The following is a 20,182-nucleotide window of genomic DNA, read 5'->3' as shown; positions in this document are numbered from 1 at the left end:
ATAGCAAAGCAGTCAACCCAAAATACGAATTAAAGTCAAGTGAGAGCTTTAGTTGCAATCCTTTACAGCAAGGAATGTTCAGAGCCAAGAATCGGTTAAAGACTCAAACTGTCTGACAGCAAAGAGATCCGGCATCTAACTCTGACCAGCAATCAACTCTCAAAAAGTGAAATTGAAACTGAACTTTTGTTGAGTCTTTATTGTTTATTTGGAGTCGCAATTGTGATTCTTCCTTTTCATTCCCTTAGTTTAAAAGAAAATTTAGCTAAAATTATTCTAGAAGCAATTGCTGATTTGACCCCTGCCTTTGCTTGTTGTGATCATCAACCTAAACAAAGGTTTGGTGCTCAAATTCAAAAAATTACTAACTCCTTAGATGATTATTATTCAAGAAAATTATTAGGAGAATTTGCTCATTATTAAGCGGGGAGCCTTGATGAGATGTCATCATCAAAAGTAAGAAGTGACGAAATTCCCTTTGGGACTCTAATCAATGATCGCTACTTGATCCAAAAGGTTCTAGGGCAGGGTGGTCTCGGTCGAACTTACTTAACACTTGATACTCATCGTTTTAATGAACCTTGCGTTCTCAAAGAATTTGCCCCGAGTGGCACAGGAGAATATGAGCTGCAAAAATCTCGTGACTTGTTTAGAAGAGAAGCAAAAATTCTGCATCAAATTAAGCATCCTCAAATTCCCAAATTTTTAGCTTGCTTTGAAGGACGAGATCAGTTATTTATTGTACAGGAGTATGTTAACGGGAAAACCTATTCCGAGCTCCTACAAGAACGTCAGAAACAGGGTCAATCCTTTTCGGAAGCTGAGATCGTTCAGTGGCTAAAAAGTCTACTATCAGTTTTGAAATATATTCACGAATGTGGCATTATTCACCGCGACATTTCTCCAGATAATGTCATGCTTCCTAACGATCATGAATTACCACTATTAATTGATTTTGGTGTGGGAAAACAAGTGATTAATCCGGAGCAAATTGATTTAAAAGAGGATGATCACAGAGATTCTGGTTCATTTGTCGGGAAAATATCTTTTGTTGGCAAAATTGGTTACGCCCCCCGTGAGCAAATTAGTATGGGTCACTGTTCACCCAGTAGCGATCTTTATGCTTTGGGTGTTACTGCAGTTGTTCTTTTGACTGGAAAAAATCCCACTTTACTCCTCGATCAATATTCCTTAGAATGGCAATGGCGTTCCTACTGCGAAATTAGCGATGCTTTTGCTCAAATTCTGGATCAGTTGTTAGCGGACCAGCCTCAATATCGCTATCGGGTCGCTCAAGATGTTCTAGCCGATTTACAGCAATTAGAACAAACCGAAGCAGGAGGAATCAGTACTGCCATTAGCCAACCCAACCTTGACTCTCCCCAGTCTTCGGTAGAAGTCCCTCCGCCTCCTCCATCAGAAACAACCATCATCAGTTCTTCGCCAGCTATCGAAGCACAAGGAGTGGAGTTTGAAGCTGAACCACTGCCGCCGAATCCACTTGATCCTGAATTTGTAGAACTTTGTCAGAGAGAGTTAGCCTATTTTATTGGACCAATGGCAGAATTGGTTATAGAAGAGGCAATGGAACAATCTTTGCCAAGGTCTCCGCAAGAATTAGTTGAAATCTTAGCTGCAGAAATCCCCGATTTTCGGGAGGCTCGTGAATTTAAAGAGCGCATTTTTTCTTGAATCGAAATGGTGTCGAACCTGAGTCAAATTTTGACGTTTATTCCTGCTTGCCTCTACTCGGATGGGAACGGTTGAGTCGCTTCATTGCCATCTCTAAACTTATTTTCATCCGCTGAAATGCTTTACTTAAATTACCGATCTCATCATTATTAGTTGATCGTTCAAACTCAATTGCCATATTCCCTTTACTCACTTGATCAGCCATCTGCGCAATGTGCTTCAAAGGTTGTGTAATTGTTTGATGGAGGAAAATATTCAGTAGAAAGATAATGGCAACAAAGATAGCGGAGACGATTCCTAAAATTAAAAATAAGGATTGGCGAGCTTGAGTAATTACTGTATCTGCCGGAACGGACATCATCTGAGCGGCAATGATTTCATTGAGTTTCCATCCATAGCCGTTGACACTGCCATAACGTTCAACCATGCTTTTTGGTGCATCGCTAACCGTACCATGACACTCCAGACAGCTTGGCCGAGAAACGGTGAGTGGACGAGCGATGTAAAAAAGATCGCCACTAGGAGTCGAACGAAATCCTCGTAGCTCTTTTGTTTCTTCATTATTCCTAAACGTTTCGACAAGCTCAGTCTCAAAACTATCCGCTTTATCTCTAAGATTTGTGGGATTAAGCGTTGCCTCTTTGTAAAAGAAATCCCGATAGTCTGAATTTTGTCGTAATCCTTCAAAAACTTCTCGTGCGGAATAAGCAGGAATTGTTTCGGGCAAAAATTTCTCTTCTAGTCTGTGGACTAATTCTGGCTGAATTTGATTGCTTGTATAGTTCCGAACTGAGTTCATGGTTTCCATTAAAATCAGACCCTTGGCAGCAATTTCTTGCTCTGCATTTCGCTCCAGAACAATATTGAGAGCGATACCAACAACAGATAAGCCACCAATAAAAATCAGAAATAGTAAAAGCGTCAGTTTTTGTCTCAGTCTAAGATTTTTAAACATAGCCAAAATTGTTTAAGATTGATTTAGCCTTGCTTTTTAATTTCACACACCTAAGTATCTTTGTCCTTTGGGAAATTATCGCACAGTCTACTATTGTTTTAAGTGAAGATTAATTATAAAGTTTTGCTTGACCCCTATTATTTAGAAACAAACACTACTGTTTCCTGATGATATGACTATTGATCACATATGAAAAAGATTTTTGTCACTCAAATAACTATGAAATATTAAGGTTTTTAGCTGATGATCACTTGATGTACAATTAAAGGTTGTGTGACAGGAGAAGATGATCTTAGACATTTCCCAAAGCGTGAAAAAGAAAAACAATTTTCTTTTTTACTTTCTTGAACTGACAATCAGTAATCAGTTCTAAATTTCTAGATTAGCCTGTCATCGCGCCCCTTTTTTCTAATTCTAAATCGCTATGATTGAGATAGCACAATCCAATATTGATCAGAACTTGAGGTTGTATTCTGTCGGCCGTAATGCAAAAAGGGGAATCAAGAATACTTTACAAAGTTTAATAGCTTGGAATTTGCCAATTTATGCTTCCTCGCCAAGACATCATTGAAAAATTTTCAACTTTTATTCAGTTCGATCTTGATCGTTTTAGCGGTTGGGTGACTGATTCGCGCCTACGTCAGAGTATGAGGTGCTGTCTTTCTCAAAGTTCCATGGGAAACAGTGCAAATTCTGATCATTTTTGGGCGCTTTATTGGTATAAATTTTGGCAACGCGATCGCGCTAGTTTGGCAAGAGGACATCTATCTGCCTATCTGCAAGAAGTTTGCTATTGGGCAGCTCACAGAACCGTCACTGACTTTAGCAGTACTCAGTATTCTCTTTCGGATCGTTTTCAAGCCGCGATCGCGAGCATGGATAAAATTTTGAAAGGGTTTGATCCCAATCAAGGCTTTAAGTTGAAAAGTTATGCTAGCTCAGCCTTTCATAATCAAATTCGCGTGTTTCTCCGACAGCGTCAAGAAATCGATATCTGCTCCGACTGGGGATTACTGCGTAAAATTAGTCAGAAGCGCCTTACCGAAGCGCTCCAAAATGCGGGACTAACCTTTGAGATGCACCGCTATCTTCTCGCTTGGAATTGTTTTAAGACGGTCTATGTTCCCACTCAAGCGAGTTCAACTCGTAAGCTAGCCAAACCTACCCCAGAAACCTGGGAGACGATTGCTGAGCTCTACAATAGCCAGCGTTACCAATCTCTTCCGTCTCCGGGAGCAGATGCGAGTTCTGAACAAATGGAACAGTGGCTCCTCGCCTGTGCTAAAGCAGCTCGCGCCTATTTTTATCCCACTGTAACTTCAATTAATACTCCGAAACCAGGCCAAGAGAGAGAGCTTGTTGACACTTTAGCCGGAGAAGGGGAAGATTCGTTACTGACTGAACTCATTGTTGAGGAAGAAACCGAGAAACGCATCAGTCAACAGACTCAAGTTCAGCAAGTCTTAACAGCAGCCATAACTGAGCTAACTTCAGAAAGTCAACAACTGTTAGTCCTGTATTATGCCGAACAACTTTCTCAAAAAAATATTGCTCAGCAATTGGGCATTAAGCAATACACCGTTTCGCGACGTTTAACTAAGGTCAGGGAATTTCTGCTGCAAACGCTGGCTCAGTGGAGCCAAGAAACTTTACATATTTCTTTGACATCAGACGTACTTAAATCAACAAGTGCTCTCTTAGAAGAATGGCTGGTCAGTTATTATCGTGAGCCGCTAACTGAAACAAGCGAGTCCTAATCACTTGGACAGTTCTTACATTCAAATATCCAAAATATTGGATTGACATTAAACCAATAATTTAACTTATTTTCTCTAGACTCATAAAGGAAAATCTATGATGACTTTTGACTCAATCTTATCTAATCCCACTGAGCTCACTTTAGCCATATCTCCAGATATTCAAACCTCTGCTTGGCAGGAAAGCCAGTCCGCAGCAACTGCTACTAGTCGCTGGAATTCTTATCTTAACCAGCTTTGTCTTCAAACCTTTTTGCCCTGGCTAAAACAAGAGCAAGATCCTAAAGCAGAACCTTGGCCCCATTCTTCAGCTCTCTCTAGTTTCTGGGAAGTTGTCAATGGTGTAGCGATTAGCTTTAAGCATTCCCGGATTGTCCTAATTCCGAGTGAAGCAGTTGACTTGAGCGAATTAGAAGTTCCTCAAGAGTGGGTAGATATTCCAGGCTGGGTTGCTGATTATTATCTTGCAGTTCAGATTAACCCGGACGAACAGTTAATTAGAGTTTGGGGATATACCACTCATCAACGGCTTAAAACAGTCGCAGCGTATGATGCTGGCAGTCGATCCTATCTCCTCAGTGAAGAAGAATTGATTTCAGATCTCAATGTGCTTTGGATCGCTCGCAAACTTTGTCCTGAAGAACAAACAAAAGCTGCAATTACACCCTTACCCGCCATTTCTTCCACCCAAGCGGAACAACTATTACAGCGGCTAGGGACTCCTTCAATTGTGCCACCTCGTTTAGCCGTTCCGTTTACCCTCTGGGGCGCATTACTTGAACATGGAGGGTGGAGACAGCGACTCGCTGAGAAACGTCGAGGAATCCCTGAACAATACTCTATCCTCCAGTGGTTAGAAACGGGGGTTTCTAGACTAGCGCAGCAGCTGGGATGGCAACGAGTCAATTTTCAACCCAGCTTAGCGTCTGCTCGAGGAGAAACGTCAGAGACAGTTACCTCTGCCTTTGTCCGGGAGCTAACCGTTGCCAACCAGCCTTACCAACTACAGCTTTTTCCCCTTAATAACCGTGTCTCTTCAGCATGGTGTATCGAACTCCGCAGTTTAGCTCCTGGTGGACGCATTCCATCTGGATTTAAACTCAGATTGCTCACAGAAGAACTTGAGCCTTTTCCAGGCAATGAAGTAACGGCTGAGACAGCCGTTGATCAACTAACCCTAGAAGTGGCGCTAGAACCTGGCGAGGGATTGGTTTGGGAAATAGAACCCACTCCTGATTATTACGACCGAGAAATTCTACGTTTCTAATTGATTGAGGCCAGTGATTGAATTCAAATTCATTCGATTAAAATGATTTAAGTTACTAAAAAATGATAAATTCTGCCAAGATAGAGCAAAATGATCCTCTATGAAGAAGATGGCAGCTTTCAAATATCTTTTTCCTCACGCCCTAGTCAATGGACTCTTATTAACAAGTTTCTGGCTTTCTCCTGCGGTAGCACAATCGGTGTTAACGCGCGCTGAAATTTATAAAAAACAAAATCAAGTTGAATTAGAACGGCAAAATCAAGGCGTTTGGACTTCAGCAACAGTTGGAGATATTTTGGCTCCTAGAGATGCGGTGCGAACGGCTGCTCGCTCACAAGCCCAACTCCTGTTTAATGAAGGCACCTTAGTCCGCACAGGAGAAAGAACAACGTTTCGGTTCCCACCGGGAAAACGCCGTTTTGAGTTAGTGAGGGGAGCCGCTTTAGTGATGATTCGCCCTGGAATGGGAACGAGTACAATGACCACTCCCCAAGCGACGATTGTTTCTGAGGGGACAGCACTTTTTATTCAACATGATACGACTCGCAATGCTTCCCTAGTTGGGGTGCTCACGAATAGTCCTACAGGTCCCGTGAAAGTGATGGATCAGGAAGGTAATGTGGTTGTTGAACTGAGAGCCGGTCAATTTGTTTCGATTATCAATGGTGTTGTTGGAGTAGTGGAATACTTTATTCTGCCCATGTTCTATGACAGCATTGAACTAGCAGCAGGGCTGGGAATGGGGCAAGAAAATTTAGTCGCTCAAGAAGCACCCGAGGTACAAGTTACTCTTAATGCCGTTCGAGAAGAAGCACTGGCTCCTTTAAGCAACCAAACGGCTTGGTTAAAAAACTTATGTGGTTTGAATGTCAATGCAATTCAAGCATCCCCCTTGCTGCAGTGGCTGTGGCCAACGACTGTACCAGCAGAGGAAATTACTCTCAACTTGCCAGAAAGTGACATTTTTGTTACGCCTGTTCGCTCTTTAACAGGTTTAGCATGGCTGGAAAACTATTGCACAAGCCAATCGGATGAAACTGTCATCCCCAAAGCGGTCAATTAAAGTTTGGTTTTTCTACTCGAAAACCTAAGGAGTGTCAAGCGAAACGGTTAAGCAAAATCTAATTGGAAGATGAGGTCGTTAAAGTCTTGGTCGCCGCCCCCCTCCAAGTCTTCAATGCCAAGGGTGTTGTCACTTAAAAGACGGAAGTGGTCTGCACCATCGGTGTTAGCAGCGAGATAAGGGAAGTACGCTTGAATGCCTTCCGGGAGTTCTGTTGGAATTTCATCAAGGTCTCCCCCTCGTGCGAGTAAGAAGGGCACCACAATCTCTCCTGAGGTCAACTCAATGGATCCAGTTTGTCCTCGTTTGAGAATAGCATCCTCGGCATTGGCCAAGGCGGCTTCTGTATATCCGTCCTCCCCCGGTGTCAGGTCGGCGATCCCATCATCATCTGTATCAATGCCACCAGCTTTATCAGCCACGGTATAGAAGCCCACCAAGTTATTAAATACTCCACGAGAAATTACCTCAGAGGCTAAATGGGCAGTAACGACCTCTCCGGCTGGTCCAAATACCTCCTCGTTTGTGAGGTCAAATATTCCCGGTTCTTTTAGGACTGGCGAATCAGGGCGGTGGAATTCATTATTTTGCACAGACAAATTGATGATACGCTCATCTTTAGTAGGAGGTGTTTCAGCTTGATTAAAGGCAACATTGCCACCGATTGGGAAGTTTTCAACTAAGAACTCAGCGAGAGCATCGTGTTCACTACCGGGATCTGCGAATGTCGCTTGCCCCTGATCAGTTAGAACCTCACTTAAATTGACAACATCTTCAGCAAAAGCCGGGAATGGATAGCCCTCTCCGCCAATAAAGTCGCTGTCGGAGAAGGTCCCGCTAAGAAAGTCTAAGGTGACTAGGCGAATCTCACGGCTTGGATCGCCGATTAAGTTACCCTCTTCAACAATGACATCATGGACACTGCCATCTGCATTGAGAATCGAAAGACTCTGAATACGTTCTCCTTCAGTTAGGATATTCGCTTGCTCATCAAACGCGATCGCTGGCTGGCTGGGATCAAAGCTAAAGCTCAAACCACTCACTTGGGGAAACTGGCTGGGAGTCGCGCCCTCTTTGGTCGCTGCTACACTATGTTCTAAGAGGAGTTCCAGCTCTTGGGCAGTTACGGTGAGCAGAGTGAGATCATTATTAAAACGAAGACTGTTGACAATATTAAATTGAGAAATTTGTCCCTCTTCTTTGCCAGTCTCTAGATTCCTCGGAGGCGGTAAGAGTTGCCCATGATCGTCAACTTCACCAATGGCAGTACGAATTCCACCACTGTTGATAAGAGAGACCCTAACGCTTTCATCTACAGATTGGGCAGCTGCAAGGTTGGCATCAGCGGTTAAGTTACCGAGATTCGTTTCTTCAGTCCGAACTTGTTCACGACGTCCCTCTAGGAAAACCTCTGTTTGACCAAAAACATTGTCATCTTCACTATTAATAACGTTCTCAACTGAGTTTTTTACCAAAGTTTGAATTTTGGCATCTTTAGTTGCATCAGTAAGCTTGCTGGCGATTTCTTCGGAGAAGACATTCGGGAGAAGTTCTTGAATCTCTTCCTGAATAATAAAATTATTATCTCCGGTAATAAAAGCATCTTGGAAACTAGTTTGCGTTGCAATTTCCAATATTTCTTCACTAATAATCTCATTGATTAATGTATCGATAGGGAAGTCAGATAAGACGTCAATTTGTCCCTCCCCATTATTGGAGATTATGGGCTCATCGCTAAAGTTAAGATTGAGCGCAATTGATTGCGTTGTATCTTGACTGATTAAATTATCATCAACAACAGTCGTGCCATCACCAAGAAATATTTCCGGAATCGATACCTGTGTAAAGTTAGTGTTATTGATAATCTCTTCTTCATCTAAAAAGACAAACGCTGTAATTGTCTGATTGATACTCTGCTCGATAAAATTATCGTCGCCTTCAATGATGATATCCTGAAAGGCAAATTGTAATGAACTGAGCAATAAATCCTGAGCGACACTCTCAAAAAAATCTCCTAAGTCGCTCCTTTCTTCTTCAAAGAAAAATAGATCGGCGACTAGCTGTTGACTTTCTTGTTGAATCGTATTATCGTCCCCTAGCAAATCAACGGTTTGAAAACTGAGCTGAATTGGTGAGGTGCTTTGCTCGTCAGTGCCGGTGTTGGTAACAGTTGCGCGATCATCATTGTTATTGTCTTTCTTCTCGCCAGATTGCTCAGACTGCGGTGAGGTTTGTTCAATGGTTAGAAGATTATTATCATTTTTAGTTTCGGTAATTGCCTGAAGAGAAGCTTGTAATGCTTCGTCTTGCTCAAAAGAATCAGGAATAGTAATTGGAACAAAGGTAAGCAATTGATTTAAGTCTTGAAAAATAACATTCCCAGTTCCTTCAAAGACAAATGATTCTTGTAACGATAGTTGGGGCGTAAGAAAATTAGTATCCATGGGTAATCTGGTAATAGTTAAATAATCCTCTTCTGTCACTACAGGCGGAGAACAACTGAGACTGCAAATTTCGTAACATGAAGCTTGATTTGATTTCCAAGGATTAGATTGAAGCGACTCAGCATTTATTTTCTACTCAAAATGACAAAAGAGGATAAGTTGACACAAGACTATAGCATCTCACCAAAGCGCTCTTCTCACTAATCTTCATTCTCCAAAATTGATAACATTGGGATCGTGAGCCGGGCTATAAGCATCGACCTGTGTGCTGACAGGAACTCTGATGGTGGGTCCACTGAGCCCATGGCTATTTTCGATGCCACCACCAACATAATGACTGCTGTTACGGCTTTGTTGCACTTCTCCGGGAGTAATAGAAGATTGAGTGCCATTAGAGACTGTCACATTTCCGAAGCAATCTTCTGCACTTTGCATTTCAACATTGTTGCTTTGGGATGCCGGTTTTTGGGAGCCGTGAATCGCTACTTGAGTATTTGTATCAACCATAACACAAGCTGCATTCGCCTGAGAAGTGATAGCAGGGGTTAGAGGTAACAGAGTGGAAAGGGAGAATAAGCCTAGCGAAAGTATCTTCAATTTCATTTTGAGCTCCTATTTTTAAGTTTCTACTTGGCGTTAGTTTATTGACAGGTTTGGATGGATACAGAACTTTGAGTGTGCGATACTCCTGCAGAGGAATTGCTAGTTTGAGTATCTTGATGAGTGTAACTTCTTTCTCGACACCAGGGAGACTTCCTTGGCTTAGGAAGATTGAGAATCCAACGACGAGAGAGCGAAGGCGATGACTCTGGAGGAATGATCATTTCTTGAGGACCTGATTCAATTGTGATACCGTTATCGTCATCGATTGTCACTGTTTGATCGTCAGTTTGCACATGAATGTTGTCTGCTTTAGCAATTCCAACCGGTAAAGTAAGCAAAGTCGGAATGACTAGTAATAAAATTGACTGTTTAGTAAGCATGAGTTTACTCCTTCTCTTCGAGAAAAGAGGCTAATAGTTTGACTTTAAGATGATGCCGAGAGGAATAAATAATCTTGAAGGAATGGTTGGTTCTTATTCATCGAACATCAAACTGACTTTGACTATTATTTTGTTCTAGATTAGTAATTGCGGTGCTCCAATCACCAGCAGCAGCCGTATTCGCATTGACCTGCTGCCCAGAACTCTGTGACTGTGGTCTAGAGTGTATTCCCCGCTGTCTTTGGCGACTAAATTGGCGAATATTATTAATTGCAGTGGCATTATTACCCAAAGCTGCTGACGTCGCATCAACCCGTTGTACAGAAATCTGTGACTGATGATTTGAGCGCATTCCCCGCTGTCTTTGATGACTAGATTGGTGGATGTTATTAATTGCAGTGCTGCCTTCTCCAGTCGCTGTAGCGCTAGTATTAATTTGTTGTGAACTGAACTGTGAAGGCTGAGCGAAGACAATAGATGGAGAAAAAATAATAGCAGCAGCGGTAACAAGACTTAAAGAACAAGTTTTCTTTAGCATTTTTGTGGTTCCAAATGGGGTTAACCCGATTTTTTAAGGGTCTTAATTGAGGAAATCGGTAAAACCTCAAAAAAATTTAGTAGCCAAGGGGATAGGGGTAGTAGCCCTCGGAGTCAACTTGTACTTGCTGATTATTGAGCTCGGTGTTTGAGAAGGCGCTAGACCCGTTGACCGCCGCATTGCTGGTGTTGGACTCTTGGATCGAAAGTTGGCCTTGAGGATCTTGATTGAAAAAGCGATCGCGCTGGCTTTGGATTTGCTGATTATTCAATTCCGTGTTAGAAAAGGCACTCGACCCGTTCACCGCAGCGTTGTTAGTGTTGGCACGTTGAACCGAGGTTTGGGATTGTTGAGCAGCAGCAGGAGTGGCGAAAGCAATAGCAGCGATTAAACCGAAAGCAAGTTTTTTACTAATCATTTTTGAATTCCTTTGGTGTGAGTTGTTGACAAATAGTTGAATAATGAGGTTACTGTTTGATACGTTGGGGAACAATCACTTATGCACTTGCTCCCCGAGAAAAGTTAATCTCTTAGTAGCCAAGGGGATAGGGGTAGTAGCCCTCGGAGTCAACTTGTACTTGCTGATTATTGAGCTCGGTGTTTGAGAAGGCGCTAGACCCGTTGACCGCCGCATTGCTGGTGTTGGACTCTTGGATGGAAACTTGGCTTTGAGGATCTTGATGGTAGAAACCCTCGCGTTCCAACTGAATTTGCTGATTATTAAGCTCAGTGTTAGAAAAGGCACTCGACCCGTTGACCGCCGCATTGTTAGTATTCGCGCTTTGGACAGAGGTTTGAGATTGTTGAGCAGCAGCGGGAGTCGCGAAAGCAACGGCAGCGATGAAACTGAAAGCAAGTTTTTTACTGATCATTTTTGAATTCCTTTGAAGTTAGTGCATTTGGTGTGTTGTTATTGAATATGTTGAGGAGAAGTTAGTTATGCACCTTTTCATCAGGAAATTTAGTAATCAAGCTGATATAGCGCTATGTGCTAGGGAATAGGCAGGGGTCAACTTAGGGATTGATTGAAAGTAAGAATCTCCCGTTAAAGCATCAACTTAGCGGGAGAGGTTCAATAAACAGAAAGATTAATCAGATTCACTGAGCGTCACAACCCAGTCAGCTATCCATTAATGATATAGCGCTATACGAAGCAGGAATAGAATAGCTGATATGAAGTTGTTTGGGATCCGAGTCTATCGGTTTTCTCTCAGTGACGTACTCCAGACAGCGATACAAGTATACGCTGCTGGCTTCTCCACCTTCAGTAAAGGCTTCGCGTTTTAGAGCTCCGACCCAAGCGCGATTGGATCGCGCATTGAAGTCTGACCCGAGCGGAACCAAGTTCCGCATCGGAAAGCAGACTTTGGAAAGCGGAGCTTGAGTGAGGAAGACGCCCACCCCCACTTTAAAGTTCTGTTAACTTGTATGTTACTCTTGTTTTTCGCCTTTCCAGAAATCGTATTCCGTCTTTGGGTGTCTACTCTGTGCGTTGCCCGAGACAAGAGGCGTAGATATCCAAGATTCGTCCTTAACGGATCAATCCAATTAGATTGCTTGGACTTGATCCAAACTATACCACTTCTCGATTGCCGACTACAAGATATTCCGTCGGCGGGCTATCCTTCCCGACGCTCCCCTTTGGGAGAGCGCGGGGCTGTCGCCCATAGCTCAATCTCGATTCCCTGTCACTTCGTAGATACTTTTTACTTCAACCTGATTAAAATCCCATTGCTTCAGCAACTGCTTCTAACTTGGAAGGAACACCAGCTTTCACTTGTGCTTGGGCATGATCAATTGCACTTTGCGGATCTTTTAAACCATTGCCAGTTAAGACACAGACTACGTTTGTATTGCTGGGAATCCGATCTTTAACTTTCAACAAACCTGCCACTGAAGCCGCACTTGCCGGTTCACAGAAAACCCCTTCTTCTCGGGCTAAAATCCGATATGCTTCTAGAATTTCTTCGTCACTAACGGCATTAAACTCCCCTTGACTCGCTTCTTGCACTGCTAAGGCTCGTTTCCAGTTGGCGGGATTGCCAATCCGAATCGCAGTAGCAATGGTGTTGGGAGACTTCACCGGATGACCTTGCACCATCGGGGCGGCGCCTGCGGCTTGGAAGCCCATCATGCGCGGGAGTTTTTCTGATTTATTATGCTGATGATACTGACAAAAGCCCATCCAATAAGCAGAGATATTTCCGGCATTGCCAACGGGAATACACAACCAGTCAGGGGCTTCTCCTAATTGATCGACAATTTCAAAAGCGGCAGTTTTTTGTCCTTCGAGGCGATAGGGATTAACGGAATTAACTAAAGTAACGGGATATTCTTCGGCAATGCCTTTCACTAGCTGAAAACAATCATCAAAGTTACCATCAATGGCAATCACTTCTGCCCCGTAGAGAAGAGCTTGGGCTAGTTTGCCCAGGGCAACATAGCCATCAGGAATGAGAACAAAGGGCTTTAATCCAGCACGAATCGCATAAGCTGAAGCAGCCGCAGAGGTATTTCCTGTACTGGCACAAATGACAGCTTGGGCACCGGCTTCTTTCGCCTTAGAAATTGCCATGGTCATGCCTCGGTCTTTAAAGCTACCCGTGGGATTTAAGCCATCATATTTAACATAGACTTTCACCCCTCTGCCAATGCGTTCTGAAATGCTAAGCGCTGGAATAAGAGGCGTATTTCCTTCAAGGAGGGTAACAACTGGCGTCGTCGAATTAACGGGCAAAAAAGGACGATAGGTTTCGATGAGACCAGACCAACTTGTCTGATCTTTGAAGCGATTTTGGCTCGGATTCGGACTAACAGGCGAAACTCTAGTTGTGGTCACGGGTTCCTTTTTCAGTATGTTCAAAAATCACTAGCGAAGAACCAGGGAATTAAACAGCAGTAGTAGGGGAATCGAACTGGCAATAAGGTTGGTCGTTTTGTCACATTTGACCTTAACTTTGGCATTCGCCGATGGGGGACAATCAACCAACCTGTTGAGAGATGCACCCTACATTGTTATGTGAGTTGGTGAATACTCCGCTCTGATGTAGGTTAATCCCTAGAAAATGGCTCTCGCCAACAATTTACCACAAAAACTGAGCTGATGTGGTACGAACCATGAAATTAAGAACGCTCAGCAGAGGTAGAACGAATTGAAGGCTTGGAACTCCGTTTGTTCCGAGGTTTGGGCTTTGGCCGATCACTAGGAGGATCTTGCCAGTTTTCATCTAACCACTGGGGACGACTTTGATCGTAAATCATTTGTAAAGCTGCCGCCGCGATCGCGTGGGCATCATATTCATCACCCAGTTCTCGTACTAAGGGTAAGAAAGAAGCCATGCGTTCGCCACCAAGGCTATTTTGTAAGTCTTCCCGCAGTTTCTCCAAGCGTTGGGCTTCAATTTCAGCACGGCTGGGAATTGACAGGATATTCAACCGTTGACGTAACCGGCGTTCAATCTGACGGAGAGTATTCCGATCGCGATATTGACTTAAACTGATGGCAATACCCGTTTTACCGGCGCGTCCCGTGCGTCCAATGCGGTGGATATAGGTTTCAATATTATCCGGAAGGTCAAAGTTAATGACGTGGGAGAGATTTTCCACATCTAAACCGCGAGCGGCAATATCGGTAGCAACGACAAAGCGCACTTGATTTTTACGAAACCGTTGCACCAGTCGTTCGCGTTGACCTTGACTGAGGTCGCCATGATATTCATCGACACTGTAACCAGCGGTTTGTAGTTCTTGGGTGATTTCGCTGGCAGTCCGTTTCGTGCGCACAAAGATCAGTGCTGACTCTGGGTTTTCCACTGCTAAGATTGGCTGCAGGGTTTTGACTTTTGTCCAGCCGCGAGGGATTTTATAAACCCGTTGCTCGATTTTGTTGGGCGTTCCTTTCGGTTGTTCGACTTTCAAGCTCACCGGATGATCCATGAACTGATTAATCAAGTCTTGAATCAGCCGGGGCATTGTGGCAGAAAAACAAGCAGTTTGTCGTTGTTCGGGAGCTTGTCTTAAGATTTCCCGCACATCGTCAATAAAGCCCATGCTTAACATTTCGTCGGCTTCATCGAGAACGACAAAGCGCAGGGTATCCAGACGGAGGGCTTTACGATTGAGTAAATCAATAATCCGTCCCGGAGTGCCCACAACCACTTGCACGCCGCGCTTCAGGGTTTGAATTTGCCGGTCAATCGATTGACCGCCGTAGACGGTTAAAATCTTCAGAGCGCGATCATGAGAAAAGTTTTTCATCGCGGACGCCACTTGCTGGGCAAGCTCTCGCGTCGGCGTCAAAATCAAAGCCTGAACGACCGTATCTTTAACATCGATCTGTTCTAGAATCGGCAGCGAAAAGGCTGCTGTTTTTCCGGTTCCCGTTTGGGACTGACCAACGACATCCTTTCCCTTTAACAGTTCGGGAATTGCTTGTGCTTGGACGTTAGTCGGTTGCTCGAAGCCTAGTTTCTCCAGTTGTTGTACTCTTTCTTCAGAGATGCCTAGACTTTGAAAAGAAATCGTCATAAGTATGCTGTTTCGCAATATTTTGTTACTTTTATAATAGCTTATCGTTAATCCTCAAAATTGAATATTTTTTTAGGCTTCTTTTCTTCGCTCTCTCTACTGCATATTTTGTGTTGTTTTTATAAGTTAATCAAAACAAAAAAATTATATTAATTTATTTTGTTTATATTTAGATTTGTAAATAACCACGAATTGACAGCATTTGAGGCAACTGGATGTAAAGATCAACATTTTTTTGCTAATTTATATATAAGAGGATTGGGGTTTTTATTGAAAAAAGTTAAATTAAGCCAGCAAACTCCTAAAAATTCGTGACTCAGCATGGAAACGATTCGCCAACATAATTCAGACTTCATATGAATTTTTTGTTAAGCATCTGAGCACTCGTTAGCAATACCATTGACAATTGACGATAAACATGCTGCATACTCAATTCTTCCCAAAAAGCAGCGCCTCCTCTTACCAAAGGTGAGAGGAGGCTGAAGCAAGAGTCTTAGGGGGAAATTTCAAAGGACAGGGCTTCTAAGCACTGACGATGTTTTTCTAATAACTCGTGTTGAGAGTTTGCTCCCAGAAGTAAATCTGCCACTTCATAACTGTAACTATCCTGATTCGCCAGTTCTGAAAGTCTCATTCCCGGTCTGACGAAAATATCGACTAAGGTATCGGGGATCTTTTGTTGTAAGGCTTCAATCTCTGATTGGCTCGGTACTTTAAGCACTTGCCCATCTTGAAACCGACGTTCTTGGAATTTAGCCGCATACTTATACTTTCCTTTTCGATGAGGAAATTCAGGTTGATTGCCCAGTGCTAAATCAATCATGATTTCGTGGTGAGGAGTCCCATCTACTTTTTCAAATAAGTCACCGTGAGATTGAGAAATACGAGGATTAATTTCTAAAAACCATGCTTTTTTATGTTTTTCGTCATAAAAAAACTCAACATTAAAGGGGGCATTATCATAGCCAATCTGTTTGACTAAGCGCTCTGTAATTGCTGCCATTTCTTCTTGCGCATATTGGGGAAGCTTGGAGGGATATTGGTAGCGAGAAAAGGTTGAACTGTTGGGATAGCGAATGGAATCGACCACACCGTAAACATGAACATCCCCCCGGAAAACATAGCCCTCAAGGGTGCATTGCCGACCAGTGATAATTTCTTCGGCTAGACAATAACGTCCGGGGATATTGGCAATGGCTTGGGGAAGATTGAGATATTCGAGTAAGCCGTTAAATGGCTCAGAAATCTTCTCAATTTGGTCGCGGATAATCGCAACACTTTCATAAAATTGTTGCTCATTACTGATCTTAAACCCCAGAAAAGACCGAAAGGATTTAATCGGTTTAATCCAAAAAGGGTAATTCAGTGAGATATTTTGCCGTGCGTTGTCATCAAACGGATCGAAGAGATCGAAACCTGGAATATGTTCTGGGATTGCTTGCTTTTGTTCGAGCCGACTCCAATATTTATGCTCACACTTGACCACACTTTCAAGAGAAGCAGAGGTTAAGCCCCGTTCACGACAGAGCATCGGTACCATGTCACTAATCGGAAAATCGAAATAGCCCACAATTGCATCAACCGTTCCGTTAAACGCTTGTAGTTTAGCTTCTGCTTTGTCTAAGAGTTCTTGAAACGAGTAACTCTTGACACCCCGAATCTCTTCATAGCGCAGCAAAGCATGAAAGTTATATTCTGCTGCACAGGGTAGGGATTTGAGCTTTACTAGATTAAACTCGTCGAGACCAACAACAAAAATATTTTTAGACACAATACTGAACCTCAATCCGTGTTTTTCCAAATCGCACTTGAGCAGGGAAAGATTGACCGCGGCTGGGCGGTCAGCGCAGGCAAGGGGCTGTGTGCGGAAATGAATTCCGCACCCTGAAAGCCCCGCACCGGACTTTGAGTCCGGTGTACCGCTGACTTCCCACGACAATGCCGTGAAAGTCATTATGTTGAAGCCTGAGTGCTAAATGGTAGAGTTAGCTCACTCGGAACCTCTCGACAATACTCCCTGTATCTAGTTATACGGCAAATGAGTACCGAATCCATTAAAGGAACCTACATTTCTATCTTGCCCCGATTCAAGGCATATCATGTAATAATTCTTTAAGTTTTACAAAGAAGAAGCTAGATCTTTTAGTAATAACCGCGCGGGGTAATCATCCAACCTTGAGCGTTTCGGGTACTACGATTGCCAATAATGACAACAGTGAGCATGTCAATGGGATGCTCTAACATTTCTTGTAGGGTCGTCAAAGTGATTTGTTCATCTACTCGGGAAACGGAACGGACGAGTGCAACTGGGGTATCGGGTGTCCGATGTTCGCTGAAAATACTTTGAGCAATTTTAATCTGTTCGGTGCGCGATCGCGATCGCGGATTATATAAAGCAGTAATAAAGTCTCCTTGTGCCGCTGCGGTTAAGCGTTTTTCAATGACTTGCCAAGGGGTTAACAAATCACTGAGACTAATCGCACAAAAATCGTGCATCAGGGGGGCGCCGACTTTCGCAGCTGCTGCTTGCATGGCGGTAATCCCGGGACAAACGATGACTTGAGGAGTTTGACCATCCCAACCTTGATGGGCAAGTTCTTCAAACACTAATCCGCCCATCCCGTAAATGCCAATATCCCCTGAAGAGACGACGGCAACCTTTAACCCCCAATTTGCCAGGTGAATCGCTCGTTCTGCCCGTTCTTTCTCTTGGGTAATCGCATAGCGTTCAATGATTTGTCCGGGACGTTGTAAGGGCTGAATCAGATCTAAATAAAGGGAGTAGCCAATGACCACATCTGCTTTGGTAAGGGCGGTGCGGGCAAACGGAGTAATTTGATTTAAGTCACCAGGACCTGCGCCAATCAGGTAGAGTTCTCCGGTCGATCCAATCAATTCAGTTTTTGAGCGCGCGATCGCGATTGTTGCTGCCCCTTGCTTAGATTTGAAAATTTGTTTGGTCACTAACAGTTCACTGTTGTCAGCGGCTTTCAGGGCGGAGGCTTCTGCAACACTAGCTGTTCCTACTTCTTGCGCTACTACTGCAGAGGGAGTGGGAACACTCACTTGATTTAATTCTGCGGCTGAATAAATTTTCAGGGGGTAGTTTTGCTCAGCAGCTAGGTCTAAAATTCCTGCTTCATCGGCTTTTAACTCAATGGTCGCTAACCCCGCGATCGCGCCTGAGGCTAAACCATACTGCTGCAACGTTGCTTGTAACGCTTGTTTAATTACCGCTTTCGCTGTTCCTCGTTCGCAGCCTATGCCCACCCACAACACACGCGGATGCCACAACACTTGCGGAATTTGAGGATCGAAGGCTTCTTCGCGATCCGTAATTAAAACCGCTGCTTTCGTCTCTGTTGCCTTTTCCTCAAACTGGAAACAATGATCGGTAGGGAGATGCCTTTGCCAGAGGGTAGAACCGACTTTTTGTATAATTTGTACCGGCTGCTGATGCGCGATCGCGCGACTCACACCTGTCCAATCTCCCTTTCCGCGACGCCAACCAAAGGGATTCCCCAGCACATCGATCCCAGGAAACTCTAAACTGGCAGATGCCCCAGTTAAAACTGGATTTCCGCCTAAAGCTTGCGCTAACAAACGAGTTAACGCCTCGCCCCCTCCTTGATGACCCCCACAAAGGCTGATCATATTTTCTCCGGCTTCATCCATCACCACAATTGCCGGATCCTGCTGTTTATCCCTTAAAAGGGGGGCAATTAAGCGCACAACCGCCCCGGTTGCCATGACAAAAATAATCCCCCGATACTGCGACCAAATGTTTGTCAAGTGAACCCTGAGTTTCTCGTGGTAGGGAACAACATCGGCAGCATCAGTCTTTAAATCACTCGGCACAAATAAGGTAATCCGTTCTCTTTGGCACAGAGGCTGTAGGGTTCGGATTGCCTTGGGGGTTGGCGCGATCGCGCATAAAGGAGAAAACGACTCTAACAAAAATTTACTCATCCCATAAACAAATATCCCCGCCACCAAGCGGGGGAGTTTCTCAAAACGATTAACTTAAGAGCGAAAACGTTTCTTGCGTCGGGCAACCTCTTTGCGTTTCTTTTTCTCGATTGGGGTTTCGTGGAAACGAGTGCGTTTAATATCGGCAAAGATTCCGGCTTTGGAAACTTGGCGTTTAAAGCGACGTAATGCCGATTCAATATTTTCATTTTGACCAACAGTCACCTGGGTCATAAGATACTAACCTCCTTGATTTATAACAGTATGAGTCATAATAAAATTCTTCATCAACTAAGCCCAATAGAGTCGTTTGTGCTTACAATTATTCGTCGATGAAGACAGCTAAAGTATTCTACAAAATTCTACACTGATCTCTAAGCAAAACTCCAGCTTCTACTTCGAGCCTAGCATAGGAGTTCTGTTGGGGATATTTCTTGAACTGAGAAGGATTTCAATTTGAATTTAGAATCGATCCTCGCGATTGCCTCTACCTCCTCCTCGATTTCGATTGTTATTTTCTTTACGAGGGCGAGCTTTGTTCACTCGCAACTCTCGTCCCATCCATTCCGCACCATCTAGGGCTTCAATTGCTGGGGATTCATCCGACTCAGTTTCCATTTCTACAAAACCGAATCCACGCACTTTTCCGGTTTCCCGATCAACAGGAATCGTTACACGCTTGACTGTACCGTATTCAGAAAAGACTTCATTAACTTCTTGTTCTGTAACTTCGTAAGGCAAGTTACCAACATAAATCGACATGAAACAAACAGGCTCCGAGAGCGAGAATAACTTTTAGTGGTGATGGTTTACAAAGACCTCGTATCAAGTTTGATTCAGAACCTCTGTATCCCAAGTTATACCAATCATCATAACATAACTCTTTCTCAGAAAGCGCTTTCAGGGAGTTGCCATTGGGTTAAGATTCCGACACGACTGTCTTTACCTTGGCGGGCATTTTGTTTCTCAATTTCAACTCCCAAACGA

The 20,182-nt window shown here is 43.6% G+C and carries 18 protein-coding genes; 5 read left to right on the top strand and 13 right to left on the bottom strand.

The window, feature by feature from the left end; genetic code table 11:
- Positions 1-222 precede the first annotated feature (222 nt).
- Together GVY04_16170 and GVY04_16165 are read left to right on the top strand one after the other, a co-directional pair.
- On the top strand, positions 223-423 hold the full coding sequence (locus tag GVY04_16170) for a hypothetical protein (GenBank protein NBD17607.1): 201 nt from the start codon (positions 223-225) through the stop codon (positions 421-423).
- Positions 424-441: 18 nt separating this feature from the next.
- On the top strand, positions 442-1,692 hold the full coding sequence (locus GVY04_16165; protein ID NBD17606.1) for a protein kinase: 1,251 nt from the start codon (positions 442-444) through the stop codon (positions 1,690-1,692).
- Positions 1,693-1,729: 37 nt separating this feature from the next.
- Here the strand turns inward: GVY04_16165 and GVY04_16160 are convergent, their stop codons facing one another.
- Complete coding sequence (locus tag GVY04_16160; protein ID NBD17605.1) at positions 1,730-2,647, bottom strand: DUF3365 domain-containing protein; 918 nt, start codon at positions 2,645-2,647, stop codon at positions 1,730-1,732.
- 545 nt (positions 2,648-3,192) lie between these two features.
- Here GVY04_16160 and GVY04_16155 point away from each other — a divergent pair.
- The 3 genes from GVY04_16155 (at position 3,193) to GVY04_16145 (ending at position 6,734) form a co-directional block, all read left to right on the top strand.
- Positions 3,193-4,404: a sigma-70 family RNA polymerase sigma factor gene (locus GVY04_16155; protein ID NBD17604.1), complete on the top strand. Its 1,212-nt coding sequence runs from the start codon at positions 3,193-3,195 to the stop codon at positions 4,402-4,404.
- A gap of 100 nt (positions 4,405-4,504) precedes the next feature.
- The gene (locus GVY04_16150) at positions 4,505-5,671 is read left to right on the top strand and encodes a DUF1822 family protein (GenBank protein NBD17603.1); all 1,167 of its coding nucleotides are present in this window, start codon (positions 4,505-4,507) and stop codon (positions 5,669-5,671) included.
- Between the two features lie 100 nt (positions 5,672-5,771).
- Positions 5,772-6,734 (top strand): iron dicitrate transport regulator FecR, encoded by a 963-nt coding sequence (locus tag GVY04_16145; GenBank protein NBD17602.1) that lies wholly within the window; start codon positions 5,772-5,774, stop codon positions 6,732-6,734.
- Between the two features lie 47 nt (positions 6,735-6,781).
- Here the strand turns inward: GVY04_16145 and GVY04_16140 are convergent, their stop codons facing one another.
- The 12 genes from GVY04_16140 to GVY04_16085 all read right to left on the bottom strand — a co-directional run bounded on the left by GVY04_16140 (position 6,782) and on the right by GVY04_16085 (position 19,957).
- Positions 6,782-9,178, bottom strand: a complete 2,397-nt coding sequence (locus tag GVY04_16140; protein NBD17601.1) for a DUF4114 domain-containing protein — start codon at positions 9,176-9,178, stop codon at positions 6,782-6,784.
- Positions 9,179-9,385: 207 nt separating this feature from the next.
- Entirely contained in the window at positions 9,386-9,781 is a 396-nt protein-coding gene (locus tag GVY04_16135; protein ID NBD17600.1) for a hypothetical protein, read from the bottom strand.
- 38 nt (positions 9,782-9,819) lie between these two features.
- The gene (locus GVY04_16130; GenBank protein NBD17599.1) at positions 9,820-10,161 is read right to left on the bottom strand and encodes a hypothetical protein; all 342 of its coding nucleotides are present in this window, start codon (positions 10,159-10,161) and stop codon (positions 9,820-9,822) included.
- A gap of 97 nt (positions 10,162-10,258) precedes the next feature.
- Positions 10,259-10,699: a hypothetical protein gene (locus GVY04_16125; protein ID NBD17598.1), complete on the bottom strand. Its 441-nt coding sequence runs from the start codon at positions 10,697-10,699 to the stop codon at positions 10,259-10,261.
- 76 nt (positions 10,700-10,775) lie between these two features.
- Positions 10,776-11,117, bottom strand: a complete 342-nt coding sequence (locus tag GVY04_16120) for a hypothetical protein (GenBank protein ID NBD17597.1) — start codon at positions 11,115-11,117, stop codon at positions 10,776-10,778.
- Positions 11,118-11,229: 112 nt separating this feature from the next.
- Positions 11,230-11,571: a hypothetical protein gene (locus tag GVY04_16115; protein ID NBD17596.1), complete on the bottom strand. Its 342-nt coding sequence runs from the start codon at positions 11,569-11,571 to the stop codon at positions 11,230-11,232.
- A gap of 848 nt (positions 11,572-12,419) precedes the next feature.
- Positions 12,420-13,538 carry a threonine synthase gene (locus GVY04_16110; GenBank protein ID NBD17595.1) on the bottom strand — a complete coding sequence of 373 codons (1,119 nt, stop codon included), beginning with the start codon at positions 13,536-13,538 and terminating at the stop codon, positions 12,420-12,422.
- A 284-nt stretch (positions 13,539-13,822) separates the two neighbouring features.
- The gene (locus tag GVY04_16105) at positions 13,823-15,226 is read right to left on the bottom strand and encodes a DEAD/DEAH box helicase (protein ID NBD17594.1); all 1,404 of its coding nucleotides are present in this window, start codon (positions 15,224-15,226) and stop codon (positions 13,823-13,825) included.
- Between the two features lie 493 nt (positions 15,227-15,719).
- Entirely contained in the window at positions 15,720-17,000 is a 1,281-nt protein-coding gene (locus tag GVY04_16100) for an ATP-grasp domain-containing protein (protein NBD17593.1), read from the bottom strand.
- Between the two features lie 368 nt (positions 17,001-17,368).
- Positions 17,369-19,195, bottom strand: coding sequence for a precorrin-3B C(17)-methyltransferase (gene cobJ, locus GVY04_16095; GenBank protein ID NBD17592.1), 1,827 nt, complete (start codon positions 19,193-19,195; stop codon positions 17,369-17,371).
- Between the two features lie 54 nt (positions 19,196-19,249).
- Positions 19,250-19,429, bottom strand: coding sequence for a 30S ribosomal protein S21 (locus GVY04_16090; protein NBD17591.1), 180 nt, complete (start codon positions 19,427-19,429; stop codon positions 19,250-19,252).
- Positions 19,430-19,657: 228 nt separating this feature from the next.
- A complete protein-coding gene (locus tag GVY04_16085; protein NBD17590.1) occupies positions 19,658-19,957 on the bottom strand; it encodes an RNA-binding protein in 300 nt (99 codons plus the stop codon).
- Positions 19,958-20,182: the final 225 nt, after the last annotated feature.

The sequence above is a fragment of the Cyanobacteria bacterium GSL.Bin1 genome (assembly GCA_009909085.1).
Lineage (GTDB): Bacteria > Cyanobacteriota > Cyanobacteriia > Cyanobacteriales > Rubidibacteraceae > Halothece.
This window is presented reverse-complemented; position numbering and strand designations above follow the sequence as displayed.

Excerpts from the sequence above, each read along its gene's own strand:
- GVY04_16165 (NBD17606.1), top strand. The coding sequence starts at position 442 with ATGTCATCATCAAAAGTAAGAAGTGACGAAATTCCCTTTGGGACTCTA.
- GVY04_16160 (NBD17605.1), bottom strand. The coding sequence starts at position 2,647 with ATGTTTAAAAATCTTAGACTGAGACAAAAACTGACGCTTTTACTATTT.
- GVY04_16155 (NBD17604.1), top strand. The coding sequence starts at position 3,193 with ATGCTTCCTCGCCAAGACATCATTGAAAAATTTTCAACTTTTATTCAG.
- GVY04_16150 (NBD17603.1), top strand. The coding sequence starts at position 4,505 with ATGACTTTTGACTCAATCTTATCTAATCCCACTGAGCTCACTTTAGCC.
- GVY04_16145 (NBD17602.1), top strand. The coding sequence starts at position 5,772 with ATGAAGAAGATGGCAGCTTTCAAATATCTTTTTCCTCACGCCCTAGTC.
- GVY04_16140 (NBD17601.1), bottom strand. The coding sequence starts at position 9,178 with ATGGATACTAATTTTCTTACGCCCCAACTATCGTTACAAGAATCATTT.
- GVY04_16135 (NBD17600.1), bottom strand. The coding sequence starts at position 9,781 with ATGAAATTGAAGATACTTTCGCTAGGCTTATTCTCCCTTTCCACTCTG.
- GVY04_16130 (NBD17599.1), bottom strand. The coding sequence starts at position 10,161 with ATGCTTACTAAACAGTCAATTTTATTACTAGTCATTCCGACTTTGCTT.
- GVY04_16125 (NBD17598.1), bottom strand. The coding sequence starts at position 10,699 with ATGCTAAAGAAAACTTGTTCTTTAAGTCTTGTTACCGCTGCTGCTATT.
- GVY04_16120 (NBD17597.1), bottom strand. The coding sequence starts at position 11,117 with ATGATTAGTAAAAAACTTGCTTTCGGTTTAATCGCTGCTATTGCTTTC.
- GVY04_16115 (NBD17596.1), bottom strand. The coding sequence starts at position 11,571 with ATGATCAGTAAAAAACTTGCTTTCAGTTTCATCGCTGCCGTTGCTTTC.
- GVY04_16105 (NBD17594.1), bottom strand. The coding sequence starts at position 15,226 with ATGACGATTTCTTTTCAAAGTCTAGGCATCTCTGAAGAAAGAGTACAA.
- cobJ (NBD17592.1), bottom strand. The coding sequence starts at position 19,195 with ATGAGTAAATTTTTGTTAGAGTCGTTTTCTCCTTTATGCGCGATCGCG.
- GVY04_16090 (NBD17591.1), bottom strand. The coding sequence starts at position 19,429 with ATGACCCAGGTGACTGTTGGTCAAAATGAAAATATTGAATCGGCATTA.
- GVY04_16085 (NBD17590.1), bottom strand. The coding sequence starts at position 19,957 with ATGTCGATTTATGTTGGTAACTTGCCTTACGAAGTTACAGAACAAGAA.